The sequence below is a fragment of the Streptomyces sp. NPDC006372 genome, assembly GCF_040612515.1.
Taxonomy (GTDB): Bacteria; Actinomycetota; Actinomycetes; order Streptomycetales; family Streptomycetaceae; genus Streptomyces.
The window spans coordinates 170,498-192,590 of record NZ_JBEXQJ010000008.1 but is presented as its reverse complement, the minus strand read 5'-3'; the positions used below and the strand labels follow the sequence as shown (position 1 = coordinate 192,590).

Below are 22,093 nucleotides of genomic sequence, written 5' to 3'. Positions count from 1 at the left end.
CCCATGGCCAGTGTCACCTCCACCCCGGCCGCCGAGCCGGCCGCCCACGCCGAGCGGCCCAGTGCCATCACCGCCCGCGACCTCGCCCGGTCCACCGCGGCCCGGCAGCGCCGCAGCTCCCGCTTCAAGATCTGGGCCGGATCCGTCTGCACGGCCCTCGTGGTTCTGCCCGTCGCACTGGCCGGCCTGCTGCCGTTGCCCGGTGCCAACGCCCAGGACCTGTCGGAGCGCAGGCTGCCCCCGCTCAGCGCCGGGCATCTGCTGGGTACCGACCAGCTCGGCCGCGACCTGCTCTCCCGGATCCTGCACGGCGGCCAGGTGTCCCTGTCGGTCGGCGTCCTCGCGGTCCTGGTGTCCGGACTGATCGGCATCGTCGCCGGGTCGGCCGCCGGGTTCTTCGGCGGCTGGGTCGACGCCGTCGTCTCCCGCTTCCTGGAGGCCCAGCTCGCCCTGCCCCTGCTGATGATGCTGCTGCTCGTGGTCGCCCTGTTCGGGCCGTCCGTCACCGTCATCACCTGCGTGATCGCCGTCGCGCAGTGGCCCGAGGTGGCGCGGCTGACCCGCTCCCTCGTCCTGGTCGAACGCGAGAAACCGTACGTCGCCGCCGCCCGCGTGCTGGGACTGCGCGGCTGGTCGGTCCTCACCCGGCACGTCGTGCCCAACGTCGTGAAGCCGGTGAGCCTCGTCGTCCTGCTGCTGCTCGCCCAGGCCGTACTGCTGGAGAGTGCGCTGAGCTTCCTCGGCGCCGGACCGCAGCGGCCCTTCGCCACCTGGGGCCGGATCATCTCCGACGGCCAGGCCTACATCACCACCTCGTGGTGGCTGGTCACCCTGCCCGGCCTGGTCATCGCCCTCCTCGTGGTCGGGGTCAATCTGCTGGGCGACGGGCTGCGCGACCGCACCCGCCGCAGGAAGGGAGCGGGAGCATGACACCGCTGCTGGACGTCCGTGATCTCCAGATCGAACTCATCACCGCACACGGCGTCGTCCGGGCCGTGGACGGCGTCAGCTTCACCGTCGGCCGCGGCGAGACCGTGACCCTCATCGGCGAGTCCGGCTCCGGCAAGTCGACCACCGCCATGGGCGTGCTGCGCCTGCTGCCGGAGGGCCTCGCCGTGCTGTCGGGCAGCGTCCGCATCGGCGGCCGGGACGTCGTCGCCGACCCCGGCGCGGCCCGCGCGGTCCGCGGACGGACCGTGTCCCTGATCCCGCAGGACCCCATGACCGCCCTGAGCCCCGTCCACACCGTCGGCAGGCAGCTCGGCGACGCGCTCCGGCTGCGGCACCCCGAACTCTCCAAGGCGCGGGCCCGGGAGAAGGGCATCGACCTGCTCGGCCAGGTCCGCATCACCCGCCCGGAGACCCGCTGGGCGTCCTACCCGCACCAGTTCTCCGGCGGCATGCTGCAACGCATCCTCATCGCCATCGCCCTCGCCGGCGACCCGGAACTCCTGGTCGCCGACGAACCCACCTCGGCCCTGGACGCGACCGTGCAGGCCAGCGTCCTGGACCTGCTGATGGAACTGCAGGAACGCACCGGCATCGGCATGCTGATGATCACCCACGACCTGGGTGTGGCCCGGCTGGTGTCCGACCGCATCCACGTCATGAAGAACGGCCGCTTCGTCGAGTCGGGGCCGGCCGGGCAGATCGTCGACAAGCCCGCCGAGCCCTACACCCGCGCCCTCCTCGCGGCAGTGCCCCGCCTGGGCGCCTGGGACGAGGACGAGACCGCCACCGAGGGAGCCACCCCATGACACTGTTGTCCGTCGAGGACCTGGTCGTCGAGTACCCGACGCCCAGTGGCCCCTTCCGCGCCGTCGACCAGGTCGGCTTCCAGCTCCACAAGGGGGGATCGCTCGCCGTCGTCGGCGAGTCCGGCTGCGGCAAGTCGACCCTCGCGCGGGCCCTGGTCCGCCTCCTCACCCCGAAGTCCGGCCGTATCGTCCTGGACGGCACCGACATCGCCGCCCTGCCCGAACGGAGACTGCGTCCGCTGCGGCGCCGCGTGCAAATGGTCTTCCAGGACCCCTACGGCTCCCTCGACCCCCACCTGACCGCGCAGCAGATCGTGGCCGAGCCGCTGCGTCTCGCGGGTGTGTCCGACCGTGCCGAACGCGCCCGCCGCGCCGCCGAACTGCTCGACCAGGTGGGCCTGCCCCCGTCCGCCCTGGAGCGCCGCCCGGCCGACTTCTCCGGCGGTCAACGGCAGCGCATCGGCATCGCCCGCGCCCTCGCCTCCCGCCCCGACCTGCTGGTGTGCGACGAGGCGACCTCCGCGCTCGACGTCTCGGTGCAGGCCCAAGTGCTGTCGCTGCTCAGGGAGTTGCAGGACGAGACCGGCATCGCCTACCTCGTCATCGCGCACAACCTGGGCGTGGTGCGCGAGATGAGCACGGACGTCGTGGTGATGCGGGCCGGGCGCGTGGTCGAGGCCGGGCGGACCGAGACCGTCCTCGCCGCACCCGCCGACCCCTACACCCGCGCGTTGCGCCGCGCCGCCCTCGACCCGACCGCCATCCACGGCGTGAAGCCGCGCCGCACCCTGGAAGGAAGCCCCTCGTGACGACCGGCATCACCCTGCCGAACACGCCTGTCCCGCTCTCGCGGCTGGTGCTCGGCACCATGACCTTCGGCGACACCGTCGACCGCGGGGGAGCGGCGGCCATGCTGGACGCCGCCCTCGACGCCGGTATCACCGCAGTCGACACCGCCAACGGTTACGCGGGCGGCGAGAGCGAGCGGCTGCTGGGGGAGCTGCTGCCCGGCCGCCGCGACCGGATCGTCCTGGCCACCAAGGCCGGCATCCCGCACCCCGATCAGGGCGACCACGCGCCCCTGTCACCCGCCGGACTGCGCCTGGCACTCGACGGCAGCCTGAAGCGGCTGGGCACCGACCACGTCGACCTCTTCTACCTCCACCAGCCGGACCGCTCGACCCCCCTCGCCGAAACCCTGGCCACCGTCGCCGAGTTCGTCGCCGAGGGCAAGATCGGCGCGCTCGGCGTCTCCAACTACGCGGCCTGGCAGATCGCCGAACTCGCCCGCACGGCCGACGAGGTGGGGGCTCCGCGCCCGGTCGTCGCCCAGCAGCTGCACAACCTCCTCGCCCGCCGCATCGAGGAGGAGTACGTCGAGTACGCGGCCGTCACGGGTCTGCGCACCATGGTCTACAACCCGCTCGGCGGCGGCCTCCTGACCGGCCGTCACCACTTCGGGCAGGAGCCCGGCTCGGGGCGCTTCGGCCATTCACGGCTGGCCGCCATGTACCGGCAGCGGTACTGGGACGAACGGCTCTTCACCGCCGTGGAAGCACTGTCCGTCGTGGCCGAGCAGGCCGGCCTCCCGCTCACCGACCTCGCCCTGCGCTGGCTGCTGGACCGCCCCTCCACCGACGCGCTGCTCCTCGGCGGGTCCCGGCCGGAACACCTGCTCGCCAACATCAGGGCCGCCGCCGCGGGCCCGCTGCCCGCCGACGTCACCACCGCCTGCGACGAGATCGGCGCCCGGCTGCGCGGCCCGATGCCCGCCTACAACCGCTGACCACGCCCCACCCAAGGAGCCCGCCCCCATGCCCCCCGCCCCCGGCACCCCCGCCGCCTTCGCCGCCGCCCTGCGCTCCCGCGCACCGCTCGTCGGCTACTGGTCCGTCCTGGACTCCCCGGTCTCCACCGAACGCATCGCCCGCCTCGGCTACGACTACGTCGCCCTCGACGCGCAGCACGGGCTCCTGGAGTACGCGGGCGTTCTACGCTCCCTGACGGCCATCGACACCAAGGGCTCGACAGCGGTCGGTCTGGTGCGCGTCGAGGCCAACGACCCGTCCCCGATCGGCAAGGCGCTCGACGCGGGCGCCACCGGCGTCATCGTCCCACTGATCGACACCGCCGCCGACGCCGCCGAGGCGGTGGCCGCCGTACGCTACCCGCCCCACGGCCGCCGCAGTTACGGTCCCATGCGCTCCGGCCTGCGCATCGGCCCCGACCCGGCCGACGCCCACGCCCAGACCGTCGTCCTCGCGATGATCGAGACCGCCGAGGGCCTGGCGAACGTCGAGGCCGTCTGCGCCACCGACGGCCTCGACGGCGTCTACGTCGGCCCCTCCGACCTGCGCCTCGCGCTCGGCGGAGCCACCTCCACCGACCCGGCGCTCGCCGACGAGTTCGAGGCCGCGCTCGTCACGGTGCGCATGGCCGCGGCCAGGGCGGGCATCGCCGCCGGCATCCACACCCCGGACGGTGCGAGCGCCGCCAAACGCCTCGCCGAGGGCTTCACCTTCGCCACCGTGGCCTGCGACCTCGTCCACCTGGAACAGGCGGCCGCCGGCCACCTGACCGCCGCCCGCCAGGCAGGCGAGGCCCGATGACCACCCCCGACGGCACCCTGCGCCCCCACCCCACCGAGCCGGGCCGCGCCGAGACCCACCTGGCCGCCCCCGCGGTGCAGAACCACGCCGCCAACCTCACCGTCCTGCCCGGCGGCGACCTCGGCTGCGTCTGGTTCGGCGGCACCCAGGAGGGCGTCGCCGACATCTCGGTGTGGTTCTCCCGCCTCGCCCCGGACACCGACACCTGGTCCGTGCCGGTCCGTCTCTCCGCCGACGACACCCGGTCCGAACAGAACCCCCTCCTGTTCCCCGCCCCCTCGGGCGACCTCTGGCTCCTGCACACCGCGCAGCGCGCCGGGCACCAGGACACCGCCGAGGTCCGGCTGCGCGTCAGCCGGGACGAGGGCATCACCTGGGGACCGGCCCGCGTCCTGTTCCCGGCCACCGAGCAGGGCGGCGTCTTCGTACGCCAGCCGGTCGTCCACCTGCCGGGCAGCGAACGGCTGTTGCTCCCGGTCTTCCGCTGCGTCGCCACCCCCGGCACCGCGTGGTCGGGTGACCGGGACACCAGCTCCGTCATGATCAGCGACGACGGCGGCCGCACCTGGCACGAGCGTCCCGTCCCGGGCAGCACCGGCCTCGTCCACATGAACATCCGCCCGCTGCCGGACGGTTCGCTCCTGGCCCTCTTCCGCAGCCGCCGCGCCGACGCCGTGCACAGCAGCACCTCGCACGACGGCGGCGAGACCTGGACCGAGCCACACCCCCTGGACCTGCCGAACAACAACTCCTCCGTCCAGTACACCGTGCTCGCCGACGGCCAACTCGCCCTGGTCTACAACCACAGCAGCGCGGCGGACGCCGTCGCCCGCAGGGTGTCCCTGTACGACGAGATCGACGACGAGGGCGTGGCAGGGACGTCCGCGGGAGCGACCCCCACCGGCGACGCCTTCTGGGGCGCCCCCCGGGCCCCGCTCTCCCTGGCCCTCTCCTCGGACCACGGACGCACCTGGCACCGGCGCCACGACCTCGAGACCGGCGACGGCCACTGCCTCACCAACAACTCCCGCGACGGCCTCAACCGCGAGCTGTCCTACCCCTCCGTCACCCAGAGCCAGGACGGCACCCTCCACGTCGCCTACACCCACCATCGCCGCACCATCAAGCACATCCGTCTGGACGGCGACTGGCTGAAACGGTGGTTCCCGGCCTGATCACCGAACGTCCGGCCCCGGCTACGACCCGCGTTTTGGACCAGCGCTTCTCCTGCGCTGCATCACCGCTGTACGTGCCCTAACGGGCCTCCCCCGACAGTGGCAGTCACCGCTCCCGCCAGGGGGGCGGAGACCGGAAGGGGACGTCCGCATGGGTAGCGCGAAGGCACCGCGGCGCAGGGCCGTACTCACCGGTGGGCTGGCCGCCACCGCGGCCATGCTCACCGCCTGTTCGTCGGGTCCGGGCACCACGAACGCGGGGAAGACGTCGGCCGTGGGCGCCGCGGGCACGCCCTCACCCTCTCCCGCCGGGGCCGCGACGCGACCGGACTCGCCCCGGTCGGCGTTCGCCCGGCTCATGGAGGGCAACGAGCGCTGGGTGGACGGCACGCTCCAGCACCCCGACCGGGACCCGAAGCGCCGGGAGTTCGTGGCCGAGGAGCAGAAGCCCTACGGCGTGATCCTCTCCTGCATCGACTCCCGCGTACCGCCGGAGCTCCTCTTCGACACCGGACTCGGAGACCTCTTCGTGATGCGCACGGGCGGGCAGGTCGTGGGGCCGGTGGTCGTCGGGTCCGTGGAGTACGGGCCGGTCACGTCCGGCACTCCGCTGATCGTGGTCCTCGGCCACCAGCGCTGCGGTGCCGTGAAGGCGTCCTACGAGGCCATGCGTGACGGCAAGAAGCTGCCCGGCAACCTCCGGTCGATCGCCGACGCCCTGCGCCCCGCCTACCGGGAGACCGTCCGGCGCGAGCACGCCGACCCGGTCGACGCGATGACCCGGATCCACACCGACCGGACCGCCGCCGGCCTGCGCGCCAACAAGGACCTCGCACCGATGGTGAAGAAGGGCGACCTGGCCGTCGTCAGCGCGTACTACTCGCTCGACACCGGCCGGGTGGAGGTCTTGTCCGGCGCTCCCTCCGCCTGACCGCAGACAACGTGACCGGGCGGAAAAACGTTCTACGTCCGGTCACGTTATACTTGCGGCGCCCGAGAAGGCCACCGTCGTGCCTGGTCGCACGGCCGCTACAGCGAGGGGGTGGACGCCGTTCCGGCACGCCCCGCCCGCATCCAGGACGTCGCGGCCGCCGCCGGCGTCTCGGTGTCCACGGTGTCGAACGTGCTGAACCGGCCCGAGCGCGTCAACGCCCGGACCGCCGAGCGCGTCCGCGTCGCGGTCGCCGCGCTCGACTACGTCCCCCACTCCGGAGCCGCCGGCCTGCGCACCGGGCGGGCCTCCGCCATCGGGCTGGTGCTGCCCGACGTGACCAACTCCTTCTACGCGCGCATCGCGCGGGGCGCCGCCGATGCGGCCTACGAGCACGGCTACTCCGTCGTCCTCTGCCACAGCGGGGACGCTCCGGAACGGGAGCAGGGCTACTTCAGCATGCTCGTCGAGCAGCGGGCCGTCGGTGTCGTCGTCGTGCCGCTCAGCGCCGACCCGGGCCGGCTGGCCCGGCTGCGCGAGCGGGGCATCCCGCTCGTCCTGGCCGACCGCGCGATGCCCGACCGGGACGGGTGCTCGGCCTCCGTCGACGACATCGCCGGCGGCCGCATCGCCGTGCAGCACCTCCTCGACCGCGGGGCACGCGACGTCCTCGTCGTCAACGGCGAGCGCGGGATACGCCAGTGCGCCGACCGGTACCAGGGGGCCAGGCAGGCCGTGCGCAGCCGGCGCGCGGCACGGCTGGACCAGGTCGTCGCCGAGCAGATGTCCGTCGCGTACGGCAAGAAGATCGCGGACGGCCTCGACGACCTGCCCGACGGGGTGTTCTGCACCAACGACTTCCTCGCGGCCGGACTGTGCCGGGGGCTGACCGAACGCGGCCTGCGCATCCCCGAGGACGTGCAGGTGGTCGGCTACGGGGACCTCGACATCGCGAGCTTCGGGGCCACCACCCTGACGACCGTCCGGCAGCCGGTCGAGGACCTCGGCCGGGCCGCCGTCGAGATGCTGCTCGACGAGATCGAGGCCCGCCCGGAACACGTCCACGAGACCCGCGTCTTCGCCCCCGACCTCGTCCTCCGGGACTCGACCCGACCGCCCTCGGCCACCCCCTAGCCCGGAACCCGCAGCGTCACCGGCCCCCACAGCCCCGACGACCGCTGGGACTCGAAGGCCCACGCGGTCGGCGTGGCCTCCGCCAGGTACGGCGCCAGGGTGCCCCGGACGGTCACCTCCAGCCGGACGGTACGCCCGGCCACACCGCGCAGCGGGAAACGGTACGGCGCGCAGAACGCCTCCCCGGCGAACTCCCCGTCGACCGACACCTCCACACTGCCCCGCACCCGCCCGAGATCCAGCACCGGATCGGCCCCCGGCGGCACCTCCACCGCCCGCGCGTACCTCACACCCCCGCTCCAACTGCCCAGCCCCAGCTCCCGCCAGTCGCCCAGCGGCAGCGGAGCCGGCACGGTACGCACCCGAACCGGTCCGTGCCACGCCGAGCCGCCCCTCAGGTCCGCCGTCGGTTCGGTGACCACCTCGACCTGGGTGGCCGCGGAGAGAGGCTGACGCATGTTCAGAGTCTCCTCGAACGGCGGGAGTTCCTCGCCGTCACCGACCCGTACCCGCGCTCCGAGCGCCAGCGGCAGGTCGAGTGACACCGTCCCCGCCGGCACCGTGAAGCGGAAGCGCTGCGGCACGTCCTCGACGTCGTCCGTGGAGCGCGAGGGCCACACGGCCTGCCCGAGCACCGGCCGGCCCGTCAGCCACACGCTCTCCGGCAGCGGGTGCGGCCGCACCACGGCATGGCAGTGCTGCAACTCGCCCCTCCTGCGCCCGTCCTCGATCGTCCGCCCCCGCCATCCGCCCGACTCGGCCTCCCAGCCGGCGCCGCTGACCAGGGCCGTCACCTCGGCCCCGGAGCGCACCACCAGGTCGGCGAAGACCGCGTCCCGGACGTCGGCGGTGTCGGCCACGACCTCCAGGGTGTGCTCGCCCGCGCCGAGCACAGGTTCGTGGCGGAAGAACATCGGCACGGCGCCCCAGTCGGCCTCGTAGTACTCCACCTTCTCCTGCCGTGCGACGGCATCGCCGTCGAGCAGCACGGTGACCGCCGAGGCGGCGCCCACGACGAGCACCGCCCGTGCGTCGTCGTGCGGGACGCGGAGCCGGGCCCGGTACGTCACCCGGCCGTCCGGCCGCACACCGTCCGGCGGGCGCATGAACCGGGGACGTGGCCCGAGTCCGCCCGGTGCGGACAGGCAGAAGAAGCTGCCCAGCGGGGCGCCGTCGTCGGCCGAGATGGTCGAGGGGCGGCCCTGGGCGTCGGAGAGTTCGTACTCGAGCACGTTGCGGCCCCGGCTCACCGTGATCCGGGCGGAGGCCAGGTAACCGCCGCCGTCCGGGTCCAGCGGCTCACCGTTCCACCACACCCGCTTGGCGGCCTCGGCGCCGACGTGCAGTTCCGCGGGTCCCCGCCGATCGGTCTCCACGATCGCACGCACCCTGGCGGCCGTTTGGCCGGCCGGCACGGGCACGCGCACGAACTCCTCGTTCACCAGCCCCTTGACGCCCAGCAGCCCGCCCGGATCCGGGACGCCACGGCTCGACGAGTACACCGCGACGTCCCAGCCCCCGTCCGCCGGCACGAGAGGCAGCTCACCGGCCAGGACGCGTTCGGCCGCGGCGGTGTCCAGTGGCCGCGGCACCTGACCGACCGGCACAGGCGGCAGGACGCGGACCCGGTTGCCGTACGTGGCCCGGGCCGGCTCCCACGCGGCGCCCTCGGTCCACTCCATGGACCAGATCTGGGGCTCGGCCACGGACGATCCCGGCGGCAGCGCCAGATCGCCCCAGGTGTTGTCCATGGTGGGGACCAGCCGGCCGTGCCAGCCGGTCGAGACGTCGATCACCCGCGCCGCCGGAGCCTCCCGTGCGGGACGCGTCGGTACCGGCGGGCCCTCGCGCCATACGACCAGGGCCGCGGGGGCGCCGTTCAGCGGCACGTCGATGGTGGAGTACGTACGGTCCTCGGAGACGGTGACGCGCGCGGGGCCGCGGGAGCCGGTCGCCGGATTCCAGACCTCGGCTTCGGCGACCTCGGCGCGCACCGTCACGGACGAGGTGACGTCGCCGTCGCCCGACGGGGCGCCGGTGCCGGTCCGCAGCGGATGGGCGCCGATCTCGGGGAAGGCCGCCGTGACCAGCGCGACGCCTGTGTCGCCCTTCCTCCGGACGAGCAGCGGAACGTCGCCCGTGGCGTGTCCGGCCGCGTCGGCCACCGCCGCCGCGCCGGCCTCGGGGCCGGGCACCCGCTCCAGCCGGGGATGAGCCATCAGCGCCGCCACCACCGAGTCGTCGCCGGACCGGCCGGCGGCCGTGGCGGGCGGACGGCCCACGACGACGACCCGTCCGCCCGCGTCGAGCAGTCCGGTCAACCGCCGCGCCGTGTCCTCCTCCAGCACGCTCGCCGACGGCAGCAGCACCGCGGTGTACGCCAGGTCCCTGATCCGCAGGGCGCCGTCGGCGGTCTCGGCGCGCTGCACCGAGTCGTCGTCGATGACGTCGAAGGAGATCCCGCGCCGGTCCAGGGCGCCGACGCGCGGGCCGAGCCAGTTGTTCGTGCCGCACAGGTCCAGGTAGTGGCGCTGCGTCTCGTCGGCCTCGGCGTGACCGTCGCCCAGCAGGCCGTCGCCGAAGTGCCGCACCGGCGTGTCCAGGGGCACCAGGGCCTGCATGGTGGCGGTCGGGTGCAGCACCGCCACGTCCGCCGCGTAACGGCCCCACGACATGATCGAGCAGATCCGCGCCACGGCCCGGGAGAACGCCGGGTACTGCTTCCAGTACGGCTGTCGCCAGTCCGTGGACGGCGGCGCCCACTCGAACCACCCGCCCGCCGTGCCGAAGTAACTGGCGTGCGGGTTGTACAGGTTGGCGCCGCTGCGCAGGAACGGCAGCAGCCAGTGGTAGGTGTCCTCCAGCGTGCCGCCCCAGCCGGAGGAGTGGAACGCCTCGATCCAGACCCGCTCGTGTCCGTAGAGGTGGGCCATGGAGGAGTGCACCTTCGCGTCGCCGTGGTGGTCGCTGCCCGCGGCGCTGTACCAGCGATGGGTGCGGAAGTAGTCGGTGTAGATCTGCGTCGACTGGGCCGGAAAGCCCGCGCGGGCGGGGTGGCTCTGGTCGCTGCCCAGCAGCATCCCGCGTTCCCGGTGCCATGCGGCGAGCGGCCGGAACAGGGCCTCCTCGGTCAGCTCCGCGCGGACCGCGTAGTAGTCGGCGCGGATCTCCGACTCCGCGACGGTGGCGCCCGTGCCGAACAGGGCCGGCAGATGGTCGAGCAGGTCGTAGCCGCGCCGGGCGCGGAACTCGGCGGCGAAGCGGTGGCTCCAGGCGTTGGTGCCCGGCAGTTCGTCCTGGAAGCTGCCCGCGATGACGGTGCCCAGGTGGTCGGGCACGCGCCGGTCGTACTCGTGGTGCACGGCGTCCATCAACAGGCCGACGGCGTCCGGATCCAGGTAGTCGAACGCCGTGGGGACCGAGGTGACGAGACGTACGCGGGTCCCGTCGGCGGCGAGGACGCGCACGGTACCCGGTCCGCCCACGGCGAGGTCCAGGCGCAGGCCCTGCGCGGAGTACGCGGCCAGCGGGGTCTCGGCATCCCGCAGGACGACCGACCCGTCGGCGACGGTGGTGTCGCGACAGCGCAACGCGGCACCTCTGGCGCCGGGGTGACGTCGCGTCACACTGCCCTGCACATTGGCGCCCGAGAAGCCGATCTGGTCGTAGAACCACAGGCGCGTGCCCAACTCCGCGGCGATCTCGCAGGCGTCGTTGAAACGCGCCCACCACTCCTCGCCGAACCACACCGGATCGTCGGCCCGGGCACCGAACGTCGGGCCGGCCGGGGCCAGGTTGATCACGACCAGGTTGTGCACCCCGCCCTCCGCGAACGCCCGCATCTGCCAGGCCAGTCGTTCGCGGGTGACCTTCGCGCCCGACCACCACCACAGGGGAGCGGGGCCGAACTCGCGGGGCGGGTCCTCGAACAGTCTCCGGAGCGCGGGGGAGATCACGGACATCGCCCTTCCCCTAAAACGTTTTTAGGCCACCTTCACCGTAGGCGACCTGGGGAGCTCACGCCATATCCGAGGACGGCACGGCGGAATCCGACGTGGACCCGCCGATGTCTGCACGACATCTTGTTGCAACGTTTTTCTCGCCCTATATTCGCTGCGATCAGGCCCCCGGAACCGCGATGTCACCAGACGACGGAGTCGCATCATGGCCGGTAACCGCCCCATCCCCAAACAGCTCTGGAAGGCCGCCGCCCTGTCGGGCATGGCCTCCTATCTCGACGCCGGGCTGATCGTCAGCATCTCCGTCAACCTGGCCATCTACCGCGACAGTTACGACATGGGCGTGTGGATGGCCGGGGCGATCAGCGCGATCGTCACCGGCTGCATCGCCGTCGGCTCCCTGGTCGGGGGACGGCTCGCCGACCTCTTCGGCCGCCGCCGTCTCTACAACTGGGACATCTTCTGCTTCGCCTTCGGGGCCGTCGTCATCACGCTGGCGCCGGACGACATCACGCTGCTGATCGGTGTCCTCGTCGCCGGACTCGCGGCCGGCGCCGACCTGCCGACCTCCCTGGCCGTCGTCTCGGACGCCGCCCCCTCCTGGGCCCGCGGCAGGCTCGTCGCCTTCACCCAGGTCATGTGGATGCTGGGCATCACCGTCGCCATCTTCCTCGGCTTCGTGCTGTCGAACACCGGCATGACCGGCGCCCGGCTCATCACCGGACAACTGGCCGTGGCCGCCCTGGTCACCTGGGCCATGCGCTCCCGGCTGAAGCTGTCCGGTGCATACGAGGACGAGGTCGATGGCGCCCGCGGCGCCGGGGGAGAGCAGGCCCCCGGCGGTATCGCGCTCAGGAACGTGTGGACGCGGGCCGCCCTGCTGCCGATGGCCGCGACGTTCGTCTTCTACGTCACCTGGGGCCTCGGGGCCAACACCTTCGGCCAGTTCGGCACCTATCTGCTCGTCACCGTCAGCGACGCCTCACAGAGCCTCGCCACCGGCATCAACCTGGCCTTCATCCCGATCGGCGTGCTGCTGACCATCGCCTTCGTCCGGTTCGCCGACACCCCCTGGCGCGACCGGCTGTTCTACACGGCCGCCACCGTGCAGATCCTGGCCTTCGTCATCGCCTCGCTGACCGCCGGGGCCCTCGCCGGCATGCTCGTGTTCTTCGTCCTGTACCAGCTCTCCAACCCCTTCGCGGGCGAGGCCAACTACAAGGTGTGGTCACAGCTCACGCTGCCCGCGGACACCCGCGGCACCACCCAGGGACTCACCTACGCCCTGTCGCGCGCGGTCTACGCGATCGCCGCGTTCTTCACCCCGGCGCTGCTCGACCACAGCCCGTCCGTCCTGCTCTGGTCGATCACTGTCTGCATGACCCTGGCGGCCCTCGCCGGCGCGTTCATCATCCGGGTCCTGGTCCCGCGTTCCACCAGCGGGGGCCGCGACAGAGCGGACCTGCGCGTCGCCAGCACCGAGCCGCGGCAGACCTGACAAGGAGCACCGACCATGGCAACGACCGCGGACCGCGCGGCCGCAGGGACCGCCGCCCTGCACGACCTGCTCCCGCCGGTCACCCGGCGCCGCACCCGCATCGGGCTGGTCGCCGGCGGACTCGGCACGTACTGGCCGCAGTTCCCCGGACTCCTCCCGCAGCTGAAGGAGTCCGCCGCCTACGTCGCCGAGCGCTTCCGGGCGATGGACGCGGAGGTGACCGACGCCGGATTCGTCTCCGACGCCCAGGAAGGAGCCCGCGCCGCCGAGGAACTGCGCAGGGCCGACTGCGACCTGATCGTGCTGTTCCTGACGACGTACCTCACCTCCTCGATGGTGCTGCCGATCGCGCGCCGCTCGCACACGCCGGTGCTGGTCATCGACCTCCAGCCCACCGAGAGGATGGACCACGCCACCTTCGACACCGGGGCGTGGCTGGCCTACTGCGGGCAGTGCCCCGTCCCCGAGGTCGGCAACGTCTTCCGGCGCGCCGGCATCCCCTTCCGGTCCGTCTCGGGCTGGCTGCGGCAGGAGTCCGCCTGGCGGCGTATCGAGCAGTGGATCCGGGCGGCGCACATCCGCGCCGCGCTCCGGCACGCCCGGCACGGCCTCATGGGCCACGTGTATCCCGGGATGCTCGACGTGCAGACCGATCCGACACTGCTGTCCACCACCTTCGGCTCGCACGTGGAGGTGCTGGAGTTCGACGACCTGCGGCACCGGGTGGAGCGCGTGACCGCGACGGAGACCCGGGAGCGGATGGCGCTCGCCCGGCAGGTCTTCACCCTCGACGACAGCGTGGTCGAGGAGGACTTCGCCTGGGGCGCGACCGTGTCCGTCGCCCTGGACCGGCTGGTGGCGGACTTCGAACTCGACAGCCTCGCCTACTACCACCGAGGCCTCGACGGCGAACTCCACGAGCGGCTCGGCGCCGGCATGATCCTGGGCGCCTCCCTGCTCACGGCCCGGGGCGTGCCGGCCGCCGGGGAGTACGAACTGCGCACCAGCGTCGCCCAGCTCGCCTCGCAGAGCGTCGGCGCCGGAGGCTCCTTCACCGAGATCCAGGCCCTCGACTTCGAGGACGGTGTCGTGGAGATGGGTCACGACGGGCCCGCCCACCTCGCGGTCAGCGCCCGCGATCCCCTGCTGCGCGGGCTCGGCGTCTATCACGGCAAACGCGGCTGGGGCGTGAGCGTGGAGTTCGACGTCCGGCACGGACCCGTCACCCTGCTCGGGCTCGGCCAGGACGCCGATGGCAGCCTGTCCTTCGTCACCTCCGAGGGCACCGTCGTGCCCGGACCGCTGCTGGAGATCGGCAACACCACCAGCCGTGTCGACTTCGGCCGCGACCCCGGTGAATGGGTCGACGCGTGGAGCGCCACGGGCGTCGGCCACCACTGGTCCCTGGCGGTCGGCCACCACGCCGCCGACTTCCGGGCGGCGGCGAGCCTGCTGGGCATCGACCACCGGCAGGTGTGACGGCGCGCGGACCGTCAGGGATGGGTGTCGCCCCCACCCGTGGATGGGTGCGGGCACGGATGGTGCGGGGCGCGGGGCACGTGTGAGGCTGGCAGCGTCGTCGAGGCTCGCGTTGATTGTCATGGCCGCGGCCTCGGGATGTGCCGAGTGCGCACGACGCTGCCCGCCGAAAAACCCCCTCGAAGGAGGAGCCCCTATCCATCCCCGCACGGTGAAACGATCCGCCCCCTGCGCTCCCACGAAGGCGGTGACCCGTGGGACACGCTGACAGCCTCCTCGCCATGGGTGGCGCCTTCCTGGCCGCCGCACTCCTCGCCCGCCTCGGCGGCAGGATCGGACTCCCGACGATCCCGCTGTTCATGCTCGCGGGCATCCTGCTCGGCCCGCACACCCCTGGTCTGGTCATCGTCGAGGACGCACACGACTTCGAGATGCTCTCCGCGCTCGGACTGGTGCTGCTGCTGTTCTACCTGGGTCTGGAGTTCCACCTCGACGACCTCAAGAGCGGCGGCCGGCGCCTGCTGACCGCGGGCGGGATCTATCTGCTGCTCAACGTCGGCGCGGGTCTGGTCTTCGGGTTCGCCCTGGACTGGGGCGTCCGCGAGGCGCTGGTGCTCGCCGGTGTCCTCGGGATCTCCTCGTCCGCCATCGTCACCAAGATCCTCATCGACCTGGGCCGCATCGGCCGCCCGGAGACCCGCCTCATCCTGGGCGTCATCGTGGTCGAGGACATCTTCCTCGCCCTGTACCTGGCCGCGCTCCAGCCGGTCGTCAGCGGCGCCGAGGGCCTCGGGGACATGTTCCTCCAGGGCGCCAAGGCCTTCGGTTTCCTGCTGGTGCTGGCCGCGGCGGCGCGCTACGGCACCAAACTGGTCGGGCGGCTCATCGAGACCCGCGACAACGAACTGCTCGTCATCAGCTTCCTGGGCGCGGCCGTCCTGGTCGCGGGAGTCTCCGAGACGCTCGGAGTCGCCGACGCCATCGGCGCGTTCATGGTCGGGCTGATCCTTGCCGGCACGCCCTCCGGACCGCGCATCAGGGAACTGGTGCACCCGCTGCGCGACGCCTTCGCGGCGATCTTCTTCTTCGCCTTCGGGCTCTCCATCGACCCCGGCGACATCGTGTCCGTCGTCGGACCGGTCACCGCGGCGGCCCTCCTGACCGTCGTCATGAACATCGCCGCCGGACTGCTCGTCGCCCGTGTGTACCGCTACGGCACCGAGCCCGCCGCCGAGATCGCCACGACCCTCGTGGCCCGCGGGGAGTTCGCGCTCATCCTGGCCGCCATGGCCGCCAGCGCCGGACTCGACGACCGCCTCGCCCCGTTCATCGCCGGGTACGTCCTCGTCCTCGCGATCCTCGGCCCCATCGCCGCCGGACGCGCGCACCTGCTCGCCCGCGCCCTCCGGTCCGCCCAGGACCTCCTGCCCGGCCGCACGCGGCCGCCACAGGACACCGGGCCGGAGCGCGAACCCGAACCCGAGGACACCGCGCCCGCCCCTCTGCCCGCCGAGGCCGAACGCCAGGCGCTCCCGGTTCAGGCCTCGATCAGTCCCACGCGGATGGCGTAGCGGGTCAGCTCCAGACGGTCCTTCAGGCCGAGCTTCTGGAGCAGGTTGGCACGGTGGCGCTCCACCGTCTTGGGACTGATGACCAGCAGCTCGGCGATCTGCTGCGAGGTGTGGCCCTCGGCGACGAGCTTGAGGACCTCCTCCTCACGGTCGGTGATGGCCCGGGAGGTCAGGGTGCGGCCCTCCCGGGCCCGGTCGAGGAAGTCGCGCACGAGCGCGTTGACGGCACCGGGATACAGGAACGGCTCGCCCCGCACGGTGGCCCGGCACGCCTCCACCAGATCACGGTCCGCGACCGACTTGAGGACGTAGCCCGAGGCGCCGGCTCCCAGAGCCTCGAAGAAGAACTGCTCGTTGTCGTACATGGTCAGGACGAGGATCCGGGTCTCCGGGCAGGTCCGGGACAGCTCCCGGGCGGCCTGGAGCCCCGTCAGACGGGGCATCGCGATGTCGAGGACGGCGAGATCGGGGCGGTGGGCCCGGGCCTGGGCGACGGCCTCGGCACCGTCGTCCGCCTCGGCGACGACGGTGAGATCGGGTTCGGCGTCCAGGATGAGCCGGACACCCCGCCGCACCAGGGCGTGGTCGTCGGCGAGCAGGATGCGGGTGGGGGACGAGTCGTTCATGATCGGCCGTTCCGGTCGGGATCGCGTACGGGGACGGGGACGGACAGGCGCACTTCGGTGCCTCTGCCCGGGCCGGCACCCAGACCGAGGTCGGCACCCACGAGCAGGGCGCGTTCCCGCATGCCGCGGATGCCTGCTCCCTCGGGCGCGTCGCCGAGGCCCGTGCCGTCGTCGTGGACACGCAGCTCCACGCCCGTCGCGGTACGCCGCAGGGCGACTTCGGCGTGCCGCGCCCGGGCATGGCGTGCGACATTGGTCAGCCCTTCCTGCGCGACGCGGTAGACGACGAGTTCGGCCTCCCGGCCGAGCGGCGGCAGGTCCGTGCCGAGGCGGTGCCGCACGGACAGGCTGGGGCCGGCGAAGTCCGTGGCGAGGGACTTCAGGGCACTGGCCAGACCGAGTTCGTCGAGCACGCCGGGGCGCAGCCGGCGGGCGATCCGGCGGATCTCGTCCAGGCCGGCCCGGGTGGTCTCCTGCACCTGGTGCAGTTCCTCCAGCAGGTCGGGCGGGGCGTGGCCGGCCACCCGCTTGAGTTCGAGCAGGACGGCGGTGAGGGTCTGTCCGACCTCGTCGTGCAACTCCTGGGCGATCCGGCGCCGCTCGGCCTCCTGGGCGGACAGCACCCGGGCGCTGCTCGTGGCCCGCTCGTCCTCCAGACGGTCGAGCATGGTGTTGAAGGTCGTGATCAGCTCGGCGACCTCGGCCTGGCCACCGACCTCCGGGCGTCGCCCCGGACGCAGCAGGTCGATCGTCGCCATGGCGCGGGTGAGGCGCTGGAGCGGGGCGAGACCGATCCGCAGCAGCAGGGCGTTGGCGACGAGCATGGCGGCCAGGCCCACCGTGAGCACCGCGGCCTCGGTCAGCAGGACCGGCGTGGACACGGTCACCGGACCCAGCAGCAGCGCCGTGGCCGTGATGAGCACGAGGGCGTTCAGCAGGAAGATCCGCCAGAACAAGGGCACCCGTACCGCCTCCTCGACACCGTCGTCCTCCAGCGTGTGCGCTGCCCCGCCGCGTCGCCATCCGTGACACCACCCATCCTCGAAGCGAACAGCCGCCTCCTCGCCCGGCGTTCGTACAGCACGGCCACCGGGAAGGATGAGCATGGGGCCCGATGGCGGCAGCCGCTGGAGGGGGGAGAGGCTGAAAGCCCCGGTGAGACCGGCCGCGCCGCGCATCGGCGGGCGGCCCGCCGCCGCACCGTCACGTGGCCCGGCACCCCGGCATTCGCCATGGCCTCGGCCGTGCGCTGCCTCGAAGCGCTGTCGGGTTCCGGAAGGGAGAAGCCGTGACCCAGTCCGAACACGAACGTCTCGTCGACCTCGCAGCACGACTCGAGCGGGAGGACCCCGGATTCGCCCGGGCCATGAGATCCGGCCGCCCGGCCCGGCCACGGGAGTACCGGCGTACCGGAGCGTGGTGGGGGCTGGCGCTCGGCATGGTCCTGCTGGGCACGGGCATCGCCCTGGCCCAGGGGTTGCTCATCGCCGCCGGCCTGGTCTTCGTCGGCATGGCGGCCCAACTGGTCGATCCGGACCCGGCCCGGCGGGGGCGCCAGGGGCCCGGGCGAAGGTGACGCGAGCGCGGCGCCCCCGCCCGGGCGCTCGTACCGCACGTACGGCCGGGACGGACGACAGTCACCTCGGGGTGTGCCCGCGGACCGTGTCGCGGAAGGCGATGGGGGACTGTCCGGTGCGCTGGTGGAAGTACTTGCTGAAGTGGGTGGCGCTGGAGAAGCCGAGGCGGCCGGCGATGCGGGCGGCTGTCCCGTCGCTGTGGGCCAGGAGGCGTTTGGCTTCGAGGACGACCCGGCGGTCGATGAACTCCTTGGCGCCGAGGCCGGCGGTGGCGAGGGTGGCGCGGGACAGGGTGCGGGCCGAGTAGCCGAGCGCGTCGGCGTAGTCCTCGACGCGGCGGGTGCGGGCGAAGTCCTTCTCCACCGCGTCTCGGAAGCGCAGGTAGGCGGCGTCGGGTTCGGGGGCGGGGTCGCCGCTGGACGCGGTGAGGTGGGCCAGCCGCAGGACGAGGACGGCCAGCAGGTGGCGCAGGGCGGAGGTGTGGATCTCCAGGGGCAGGTGTCCGAGCGCGTGGAACTCGGCGGTGAGATGGTCGGCGGCCAGGCGCAGGGCCGCCTCATCGTCGGGCAGGGGCCGGCGCAGGATCGGCGCGTGCGGGTCTTCCGTGCGGGCGCCGGCGGTGGTCGCCGGGTCGAGGAAGTCCTGGCGGAACAGGATCAGGGTGCCCTCCGCGTGGGTCAGGTCGCCCCACTGCTGAACCTGGCCGGGGCGGACCCACAGCCATGAGCCGGGTTCGAGGGCGTAGGCGGTGAAGTCGACCGTGTGCCGCAGCATGCCGTCGGCGAGGGTGATCAGGTGGTGGAAGTCCGGCCGCTGGGGGACCGTGAGCCGCTCGCCCGGGACCCGGTGGCACAGGTCGGCGAGGGACAGCACTTCGACGCCGGCGGGGGTGCCGGCGGGCGCCGCGAAGGAGATCTCCGGGATGCTCCGGTCGAGATCATGTCGGTTTTTGACCATCACTGGTCGCCAGAGTATCCGATTCTTCCTGTTCAACGGCCCTAGCGTGTGTATGTCAGCCCATCCGAGACCGACCCATGTCGGAAAAAGTCCCAGAGGACCACACCATGAGCGACCCGGAGAAGAACAAGGCCACGGCCGAGGCGTTCTACGACCTGATGTTCAACCAGTGCCGTCCCGCCGAGGCCATCGACCGGTACGTCGGCGCCACCTACATCCAGCACAACCCACACGTCCGCGACGGCAAGCAGGCGTTCATCGACTACTTCGAGCGCATGGCCGCCGAGTACCCGGGCAAGCGGGTGCAGGTCAAGCGCGCCTTCGCCGAAGGTGACCACGTGGTCCTGCACTGCCACCAGACCTGGCCCGCCGAGGAGTACGCCGGCATCGACATCTTCCGTTTCGACGCCGACGGCAGGATCGTCGAACACTGGGACGTCCTCCAGGTCGTCCCGCCCACCTCCAGGAACGACAACACCATGTTCTGACCGGCTCCCTACGCCCCGGCCCACTTCCGCAGCAGCGCCTCGCGCTCCTCGCGCGGCAACGTGCCCTCGGCCGCGTGGTCACGGCCCCACGCCAGCAGCTCGCCGATCTCGGCGTCACCGTCCGTGAGCGCCTGGAGCAGGGTGCGGGAGAGCTCGTACTCGGAGGGCAGGTAGATCCCTCCTGCGACGGCCAGGTGCGCGTCGACCTGCACGGATTCCTCGGCCGTCACCACCTCCACGGAGATGGCGGGCGGAAACTCGGCGTCCCCCGTGACCGCCACCAGTACGGCGTCGAACGCCATGGACGCCAGCCGCCGCGCCCCGGACCGCACGGGCACGTCGTGGGTCTCGATCCGGACCACCTCGTCCCACGTCCAGAACCTGCCCTCGCCGATGCCCGGCGCCTCGACGCCGTCCTCGGTCAGCCGCACTCCCGAGGCGGCTCCCGCGGGCTCGGCCCCCACGTACACCGAGTCCTCGCCGATCCAGAACAGGCCGACCATGGCCATGAACGCCTCCCGTGGGTGGTCGGGGGAGAGCGGTCCTCACCCCCTGTGCCGTCGCCGTAGGAGACGGCTGGCACCTGCGGAAGGTTGCGATCTTCGCGGCCGCACCCGGCAGGGCGAACGGGCGGCGTTGCCCGCCGTAAGAGTGCACCGGTAACCCGTGTGAGCGCCCCGGATGGTGGGGCGGCCCGACATGACTGACGGTGGTTCACGTCGAGGCCGGGTCCGTGAGCTGGCGTGGCGTCAGCTGCCCGGCCCGTGACGGAAGGACTCACCGATGCGCTCTGCCCGCATGCTGCTCGCGACGGCCACGGCCACGGCCGCCCTCGCGATCGCCGCACCCGCCGCCTGTGCCCAGGCGATGGGTGACTGGGACCACGACAGCAGTTCTTACAGCAAGGAGCACCACAAGGACGGCGAAGACCACGCGCCGCGCGGTGGGGTACACACGGGTGGCGGAGCGCTGTCCGTGGCGAGCACGAACGACGACTGGGACGACTCCAAGTACGACCCGGACACCTACAAGGACGAGAGCGGCGACGACTGGGGCGACAAGCAGGAAGAGGACCCCTACGGCGACGAGCAGGGCAACGACTCGTACGGCGACAAGCAGGACGAGCACGGGAAGTCCGAGGAGCACGGCAAGGACGAGGAGCACGGGAAGTCCGAGGAGCACGGCAAGGACGAGGAGCACGGCAAGGACGAGGAGCACGGCAAGGGCGACGACCACGAGAAGGGTGCCTGGCAGGGCGAGCACGACAAGCCGCGCGGCGGGGTGCACACCGGTGGCGGCGCCCTGGCCTCCATGCCCGGCGTCACCGCCGGCGGTCTCGCGGTGCTGGCGGTGGCCGGCACCGGCCTGTACGCCCTGAGGCGTCAGAGGGCGCAGGGCACGGCATGACCGATGCCTGACCTCATAGCCGCCGTGGCCGCCGCACGTGTCCCTCGCGTCGCGGCGGCCCGGCTCGTCACCCGCATGCCGCGCCCGCCACCGTGCCCTTTCCGCTGCCGTGTCCGAGTGAGGTGGTCTCCGATGGCAGCCAGCCCCCTTTGTTCCCTCGATCACGACCCCGAGCCGTCAAGACGTCGCTTCCGTACCGTCGTGACGATCCTCTGGTCCGTGGCCGCCCTGGTCCTGACCGTGAGCCTGATCGCCGGCGGGGACGAGTCGTCCGGCGCCGGCGCCCCGCCGCACGCCCCACCGGCCGTCTCGAGCGCCACCTCGGCCGCGCCCGACGCCCGGCCCAGGCCCGACGCGCACCGGTCCGCCCGCGCCGAGGCCGGCCGGCGTCTGCCGCGATCCCGGCCGGTCCGCCTGCTCATCCCGGGGATCTCGGTGAACGCGCCCTTCACCGACCTCGCCATCGACCGTTCGGGTCGGCTCGAACCCCCTCCGCCCGACAACACCAACCTGGTCGGCTGGTACGCCAAGGGCGTCTCGCCGGGCGAGGCCGGTACCGCGATCATCGCGGGCCACGTGGACACCGCGACCGCTCCGGCCGTCTTCGCGAGTCTCGCCGAGCTGAAGAAGGGGGACCGGTTCCACGTGGTGCGGGCCGACGGCCGCAAGGCGACCTTCGTGGTCGACGACGCGGACTCCTTCGCCAAGGACGACTTCCCCAGCGAGCGTGTCTACGGCGACACCCCCGACGCCCAGGTCCGGCTCATCACCTGCGCGGGTGCCTACGACCGTAAGGCCCGGGACTACACCGAGAACCTGGTGGTGTTCGCCCACCTCGTCTGACATCCGGGCCCACGGTCTGACATGGTGTTTTACAGTACTGACACCATTCCAGACGCGACCGTGGGACCTGTGAGGTATTCGC

Annotated in this window: 20 protein-coding genes; 15 read left to right on the top strand and 5 right to left on the bottom strand. The window is 72.6% G+C overall.

Annotated features, from left to right (window positions below; genetic code table 11):
- Window positions 1–3: 3 nt before the first annotated feature.
- The 8 genes from ABZ016_RS16165 (at window position 4) to ABZ016_RS16130 (ending at window position 7,606) form a co-directional block, all read left to right on the top strand.
- Entirely contained in the window at window positions 4–930 is a 927-nt protein-coding gene (locus ABZ016_RS16165) for an ABC transporter permease (RefSeq protein ID WP_356917243.1), read from the top strand.
- Window positions 927–1,757, top strand: coding sequence for an ABC transporter ATP-binding protein (locus ABZ016_RS16160; RefSeq protein WP_356917242.1), 831 nt, complete (start codon window positions 927–929; stop codon window positions 1,755–1,757). Before ABZ016_RS16165 ends, ABZ016_RS16160 begins: the two co-directional genes overlap by 4 nt.
- On the top strand, window positions 1,754–2,566 hold the full coding sequence (locus ABZ016_RS16155; protein WP_356917241.1) for an ABC transporter ATP-binding protein: 813 nt from the start codon (window positions 1,754–1,756) through the stop codon (window positions 2,564–2,566). Before ABZ016_RS16160 ends, ABZ016_RS16155 begins: the two co-directional genes overlap by 4 nt.
- Entirely contained in the window at window positions 2,563–3,543 is a 981-nt protein-coding gene (locus ABZ016_RS16150; RefSeq protein ID WP_356917240.1) for an aldo/keto reductase, read from the top strand. The genes ABZ016_RS16155 and ABZ016_RS16150 overlap by 4 nt, the downstream gene beginning before the upstream one ends.
- A gap of 28 nt (window positions 3,544–3,571) precedes the next feature.
- The gene (locus ABZ016_RS16145) at window positions 3,572–4,366 is read left to right on the top strand and encodes an aldolase/citrate lyase family protein (RefSeq protein WP_356917239.1); all 795 of its coding nucleotides are present in this window, start codon (window positions 3,572–3,574) and stop codon (window positions 4,364–4,366) included.
- Complete coding sequence (locus tag ABZ016_RS16140; RefSeq protein WP_356917238.1) at window positions 4,363–5,541, top strand: exo-alpha-sialidase; 1,179 nt, start codon at window positions 4,363–4,365, stop codon at window positions 5,539–5,541. The genes ABZ016_RS16145 and ABZ016_RS16140 overlap by 4 nt, the downstream gene beginning before the upstream one ends.
- Before the next feature lie 151 nt (window positions 5,542–5,692).
- Window positions 5,693–6,472, top strand: a complete 780-nt coding sequence (locus ABZ016_RS16135) for a carbonic anhydrase (RefSeq protein WP_356917237.1) — start codon at window positions 5,693–5,695, stop codon at window positions 6,470–6,472.
- Window positions 6,473–6,583: 111 nt separating this feature from the next.
- A complete protein-coding gene (locus ABZ016_RS16130; protein WP_356917236.1) occupies window positions 6,584–7,606 on the top strand; it encodes a LacI family DNA-binding transcriptional regulator in 1,023 nt (340 codons plus the stop codon).
- On the opposite strand, the gene ABZ016_RS16125 is transcribed toward ABZ016_RS16130, so the two are convergent.
- On the bottom strand, window positions 7,603–11,562 hold the full coding sequence (locus ABZ016_RS16125) for a glycosyl hydrolase (protein ID WP_356917310.1): 3,960 nt from the start codon (window positions 11,560–11,562) through the stop codon (window positions 7,603–7,605). The two genes, ABZ016_RS16130 and ABZ016_RS16125, sit on opposite strands and share 4 nt — an antisense overlap.
- A 208-nt stretch (window positions 11,563–11,770) precedes the next feature.
- Here ABZ016_RS16125 and ABZ016_RS16120 point away from each other — a divergent pair, with 208 nt between their 5' ends.
- The 3 genes from ABZ016_RS16120 to ABZ016_RS16110 all read left to right on the top strand — a co-directional run bounded on the left by ABZ016_RS16120 (window position 11,771) and on the right by ABZ016_RS16110 (window position 16,113).
- Window positions 11,771–13,063: an MFS transporter gene (locus ABZ016_RS16120; RefSeq protein WP_356917235.1), complete on the top strand. Its 1,293-nt coding sequence runs from the start codon at window positions 11,771–11,773 to the stop codon at window positions 13,061–13,063.
- A 15-nt stretch (window positions 13,064–13,078) separates the two neighbouring features.
- Window positions 13,079–14,542 carry an L-fucose/L-arabinose isomerase family protein gene (locus tag ABZ016_RS16115; RefSeq protein ID WP_356917234.1) on the top strand — a complete coding sequence of 488 codons (1,464 nt, stop codon included), beginning with the start codon at window positions 13,079–13,081 and terminating at the stop codon, window positions 14,540–14,542.
- A 254-nt stretch (window positions 14,543–14,796) separates the two neighbouring features.
- Window positions 14,797–16,113 (top strand): cation:proton antiporter, encoded by a 1,317-nt coding sequence (locus ABZ016_RS16110; protein ID WP_356917233.1) that lies wholly within the window; start codon window positions 14,797–14,799, stop codon window positions 16,111–16,113.
- Here the strand turns inward: ABZ016_RS16110 and ABZ016_RS16105 are convergent.
- Window positions 16,080–16,739, bottom strand: a complete 660-nt coding sequence (locus ABZ016_RS16105) for a response regulator transcription factor (RefSeq protein WP_356917232.1) — start codon at window positions 16,737–16,739, stop codon at window positions 16,080–16,082. The genes ABZ016_RS16110 and ABZ016_RS16105 overlap by 34 nt on opposite strands.
- Complete coding sequence (locus ABZ016_RS16100; RefSeq protein WP_356917231.1) at window positions 16,736–17,701, bottom strand: sensor histidine kinase; 966 nt, start codon at window positions 17,699–17,701, stop codon at window positions 16,736–16,738. The genes ABZ016_RS16105 and ABZ016_RS16100 overlap by 4 nt, the downstream gene beginning before the upstream one ends.
- A 326-nt stretch (window positions 17,702–18,027) precedes the next feature.
- On the opposite strand from ABZ016_RS16100, the gene ABZ016_RS16095 reads away from it, so the two are divergent.
- A complete protein-coding gene (locus tag ABZ016_RS16095; RefSeq protein WP_356917230.1) occupies window positions 18,028–18,315 on the top strand; it encodes a DUF3040 domain-containing protein in 288 nt (95 codons plus the stop codon).
- A 61-nt stretch (window positions 18,316–18,376) separates the two neighbouring features.
- On the opposite strand, the gene ABZ016_RS16090 is transcribed toward ABZ016_RS16095, so the two are convergent.
- Entirely contained in the window at window positions 18,377–19,273 is an 897-nt protein-coding gene (locus tag ABZ016_RS16090) for a helix-turn-helix transcriptional regulator (RefSeq protein WP_356917229.1), read from the bottom strand.
- A 107-nt stretch (window positions 19,274–19,380) separates the two neighbouring features.
- Here ABZ016_RS16090 and ABZ016_RS16085 point away from each other — a divergent pair, with 107 nt between their 5' ends.
- On the top strand, window positions 19,381–19,761 hold the full coding sequence (locus tag ABZ016_RS16085) for a nuclear transport factor 2 family protein (protein WP_356917228.1): 381 nt from the start codon (window positions 19,381–19,383) through the stop codon (window positions 19,759–19,761).
- Window positions 19,762–19,769: 8 nt separating this feature from the next.
- On the opposite strand, the gene ABZ016_RS16080 is transcribed toward ABZ016_RS16085, so the two are convergent.
- Entirely contained in the window at window positions 19,770–20,270 is a 501-nt protein-coding gene (locus ABZ016_RS16080; protein ID WP_356917227.1) for a hypothetical protein, read from the bottom strand.
- A gap of 274 nt (window positions 20,271–20,544) precedes the next feature.
- Between ABZ016_RS16080 and ABZ016_RS16075 the strand changes: the two genes are divergently transcribed.
- On the top strand, window positions 20,545–21,168 hold the full coding sequence (locus tag ABZ016_RS16075) for a hypothetical protein (RefSeq protein WP_356917226.1): 624 nt from the start codon (window positions 20,545–20,547) through the stop codon (window positions 21,166–21,168).
- A gap of 201 nt (window positions 21,169–21,369) precedes the next feature.
- On the top strand, window positions 21,370–22,011 hold the full coding sequence (locus tag ABZ016_RS16070; protein WP_356917225.1) for a class F sortase: 642 nt from the start codon (window positions 21,370–21,372) through the stop codon (window positions 22,009–22,011).
- Window positions 22,012–22,093: the final 82 nt, after the last annotated feature.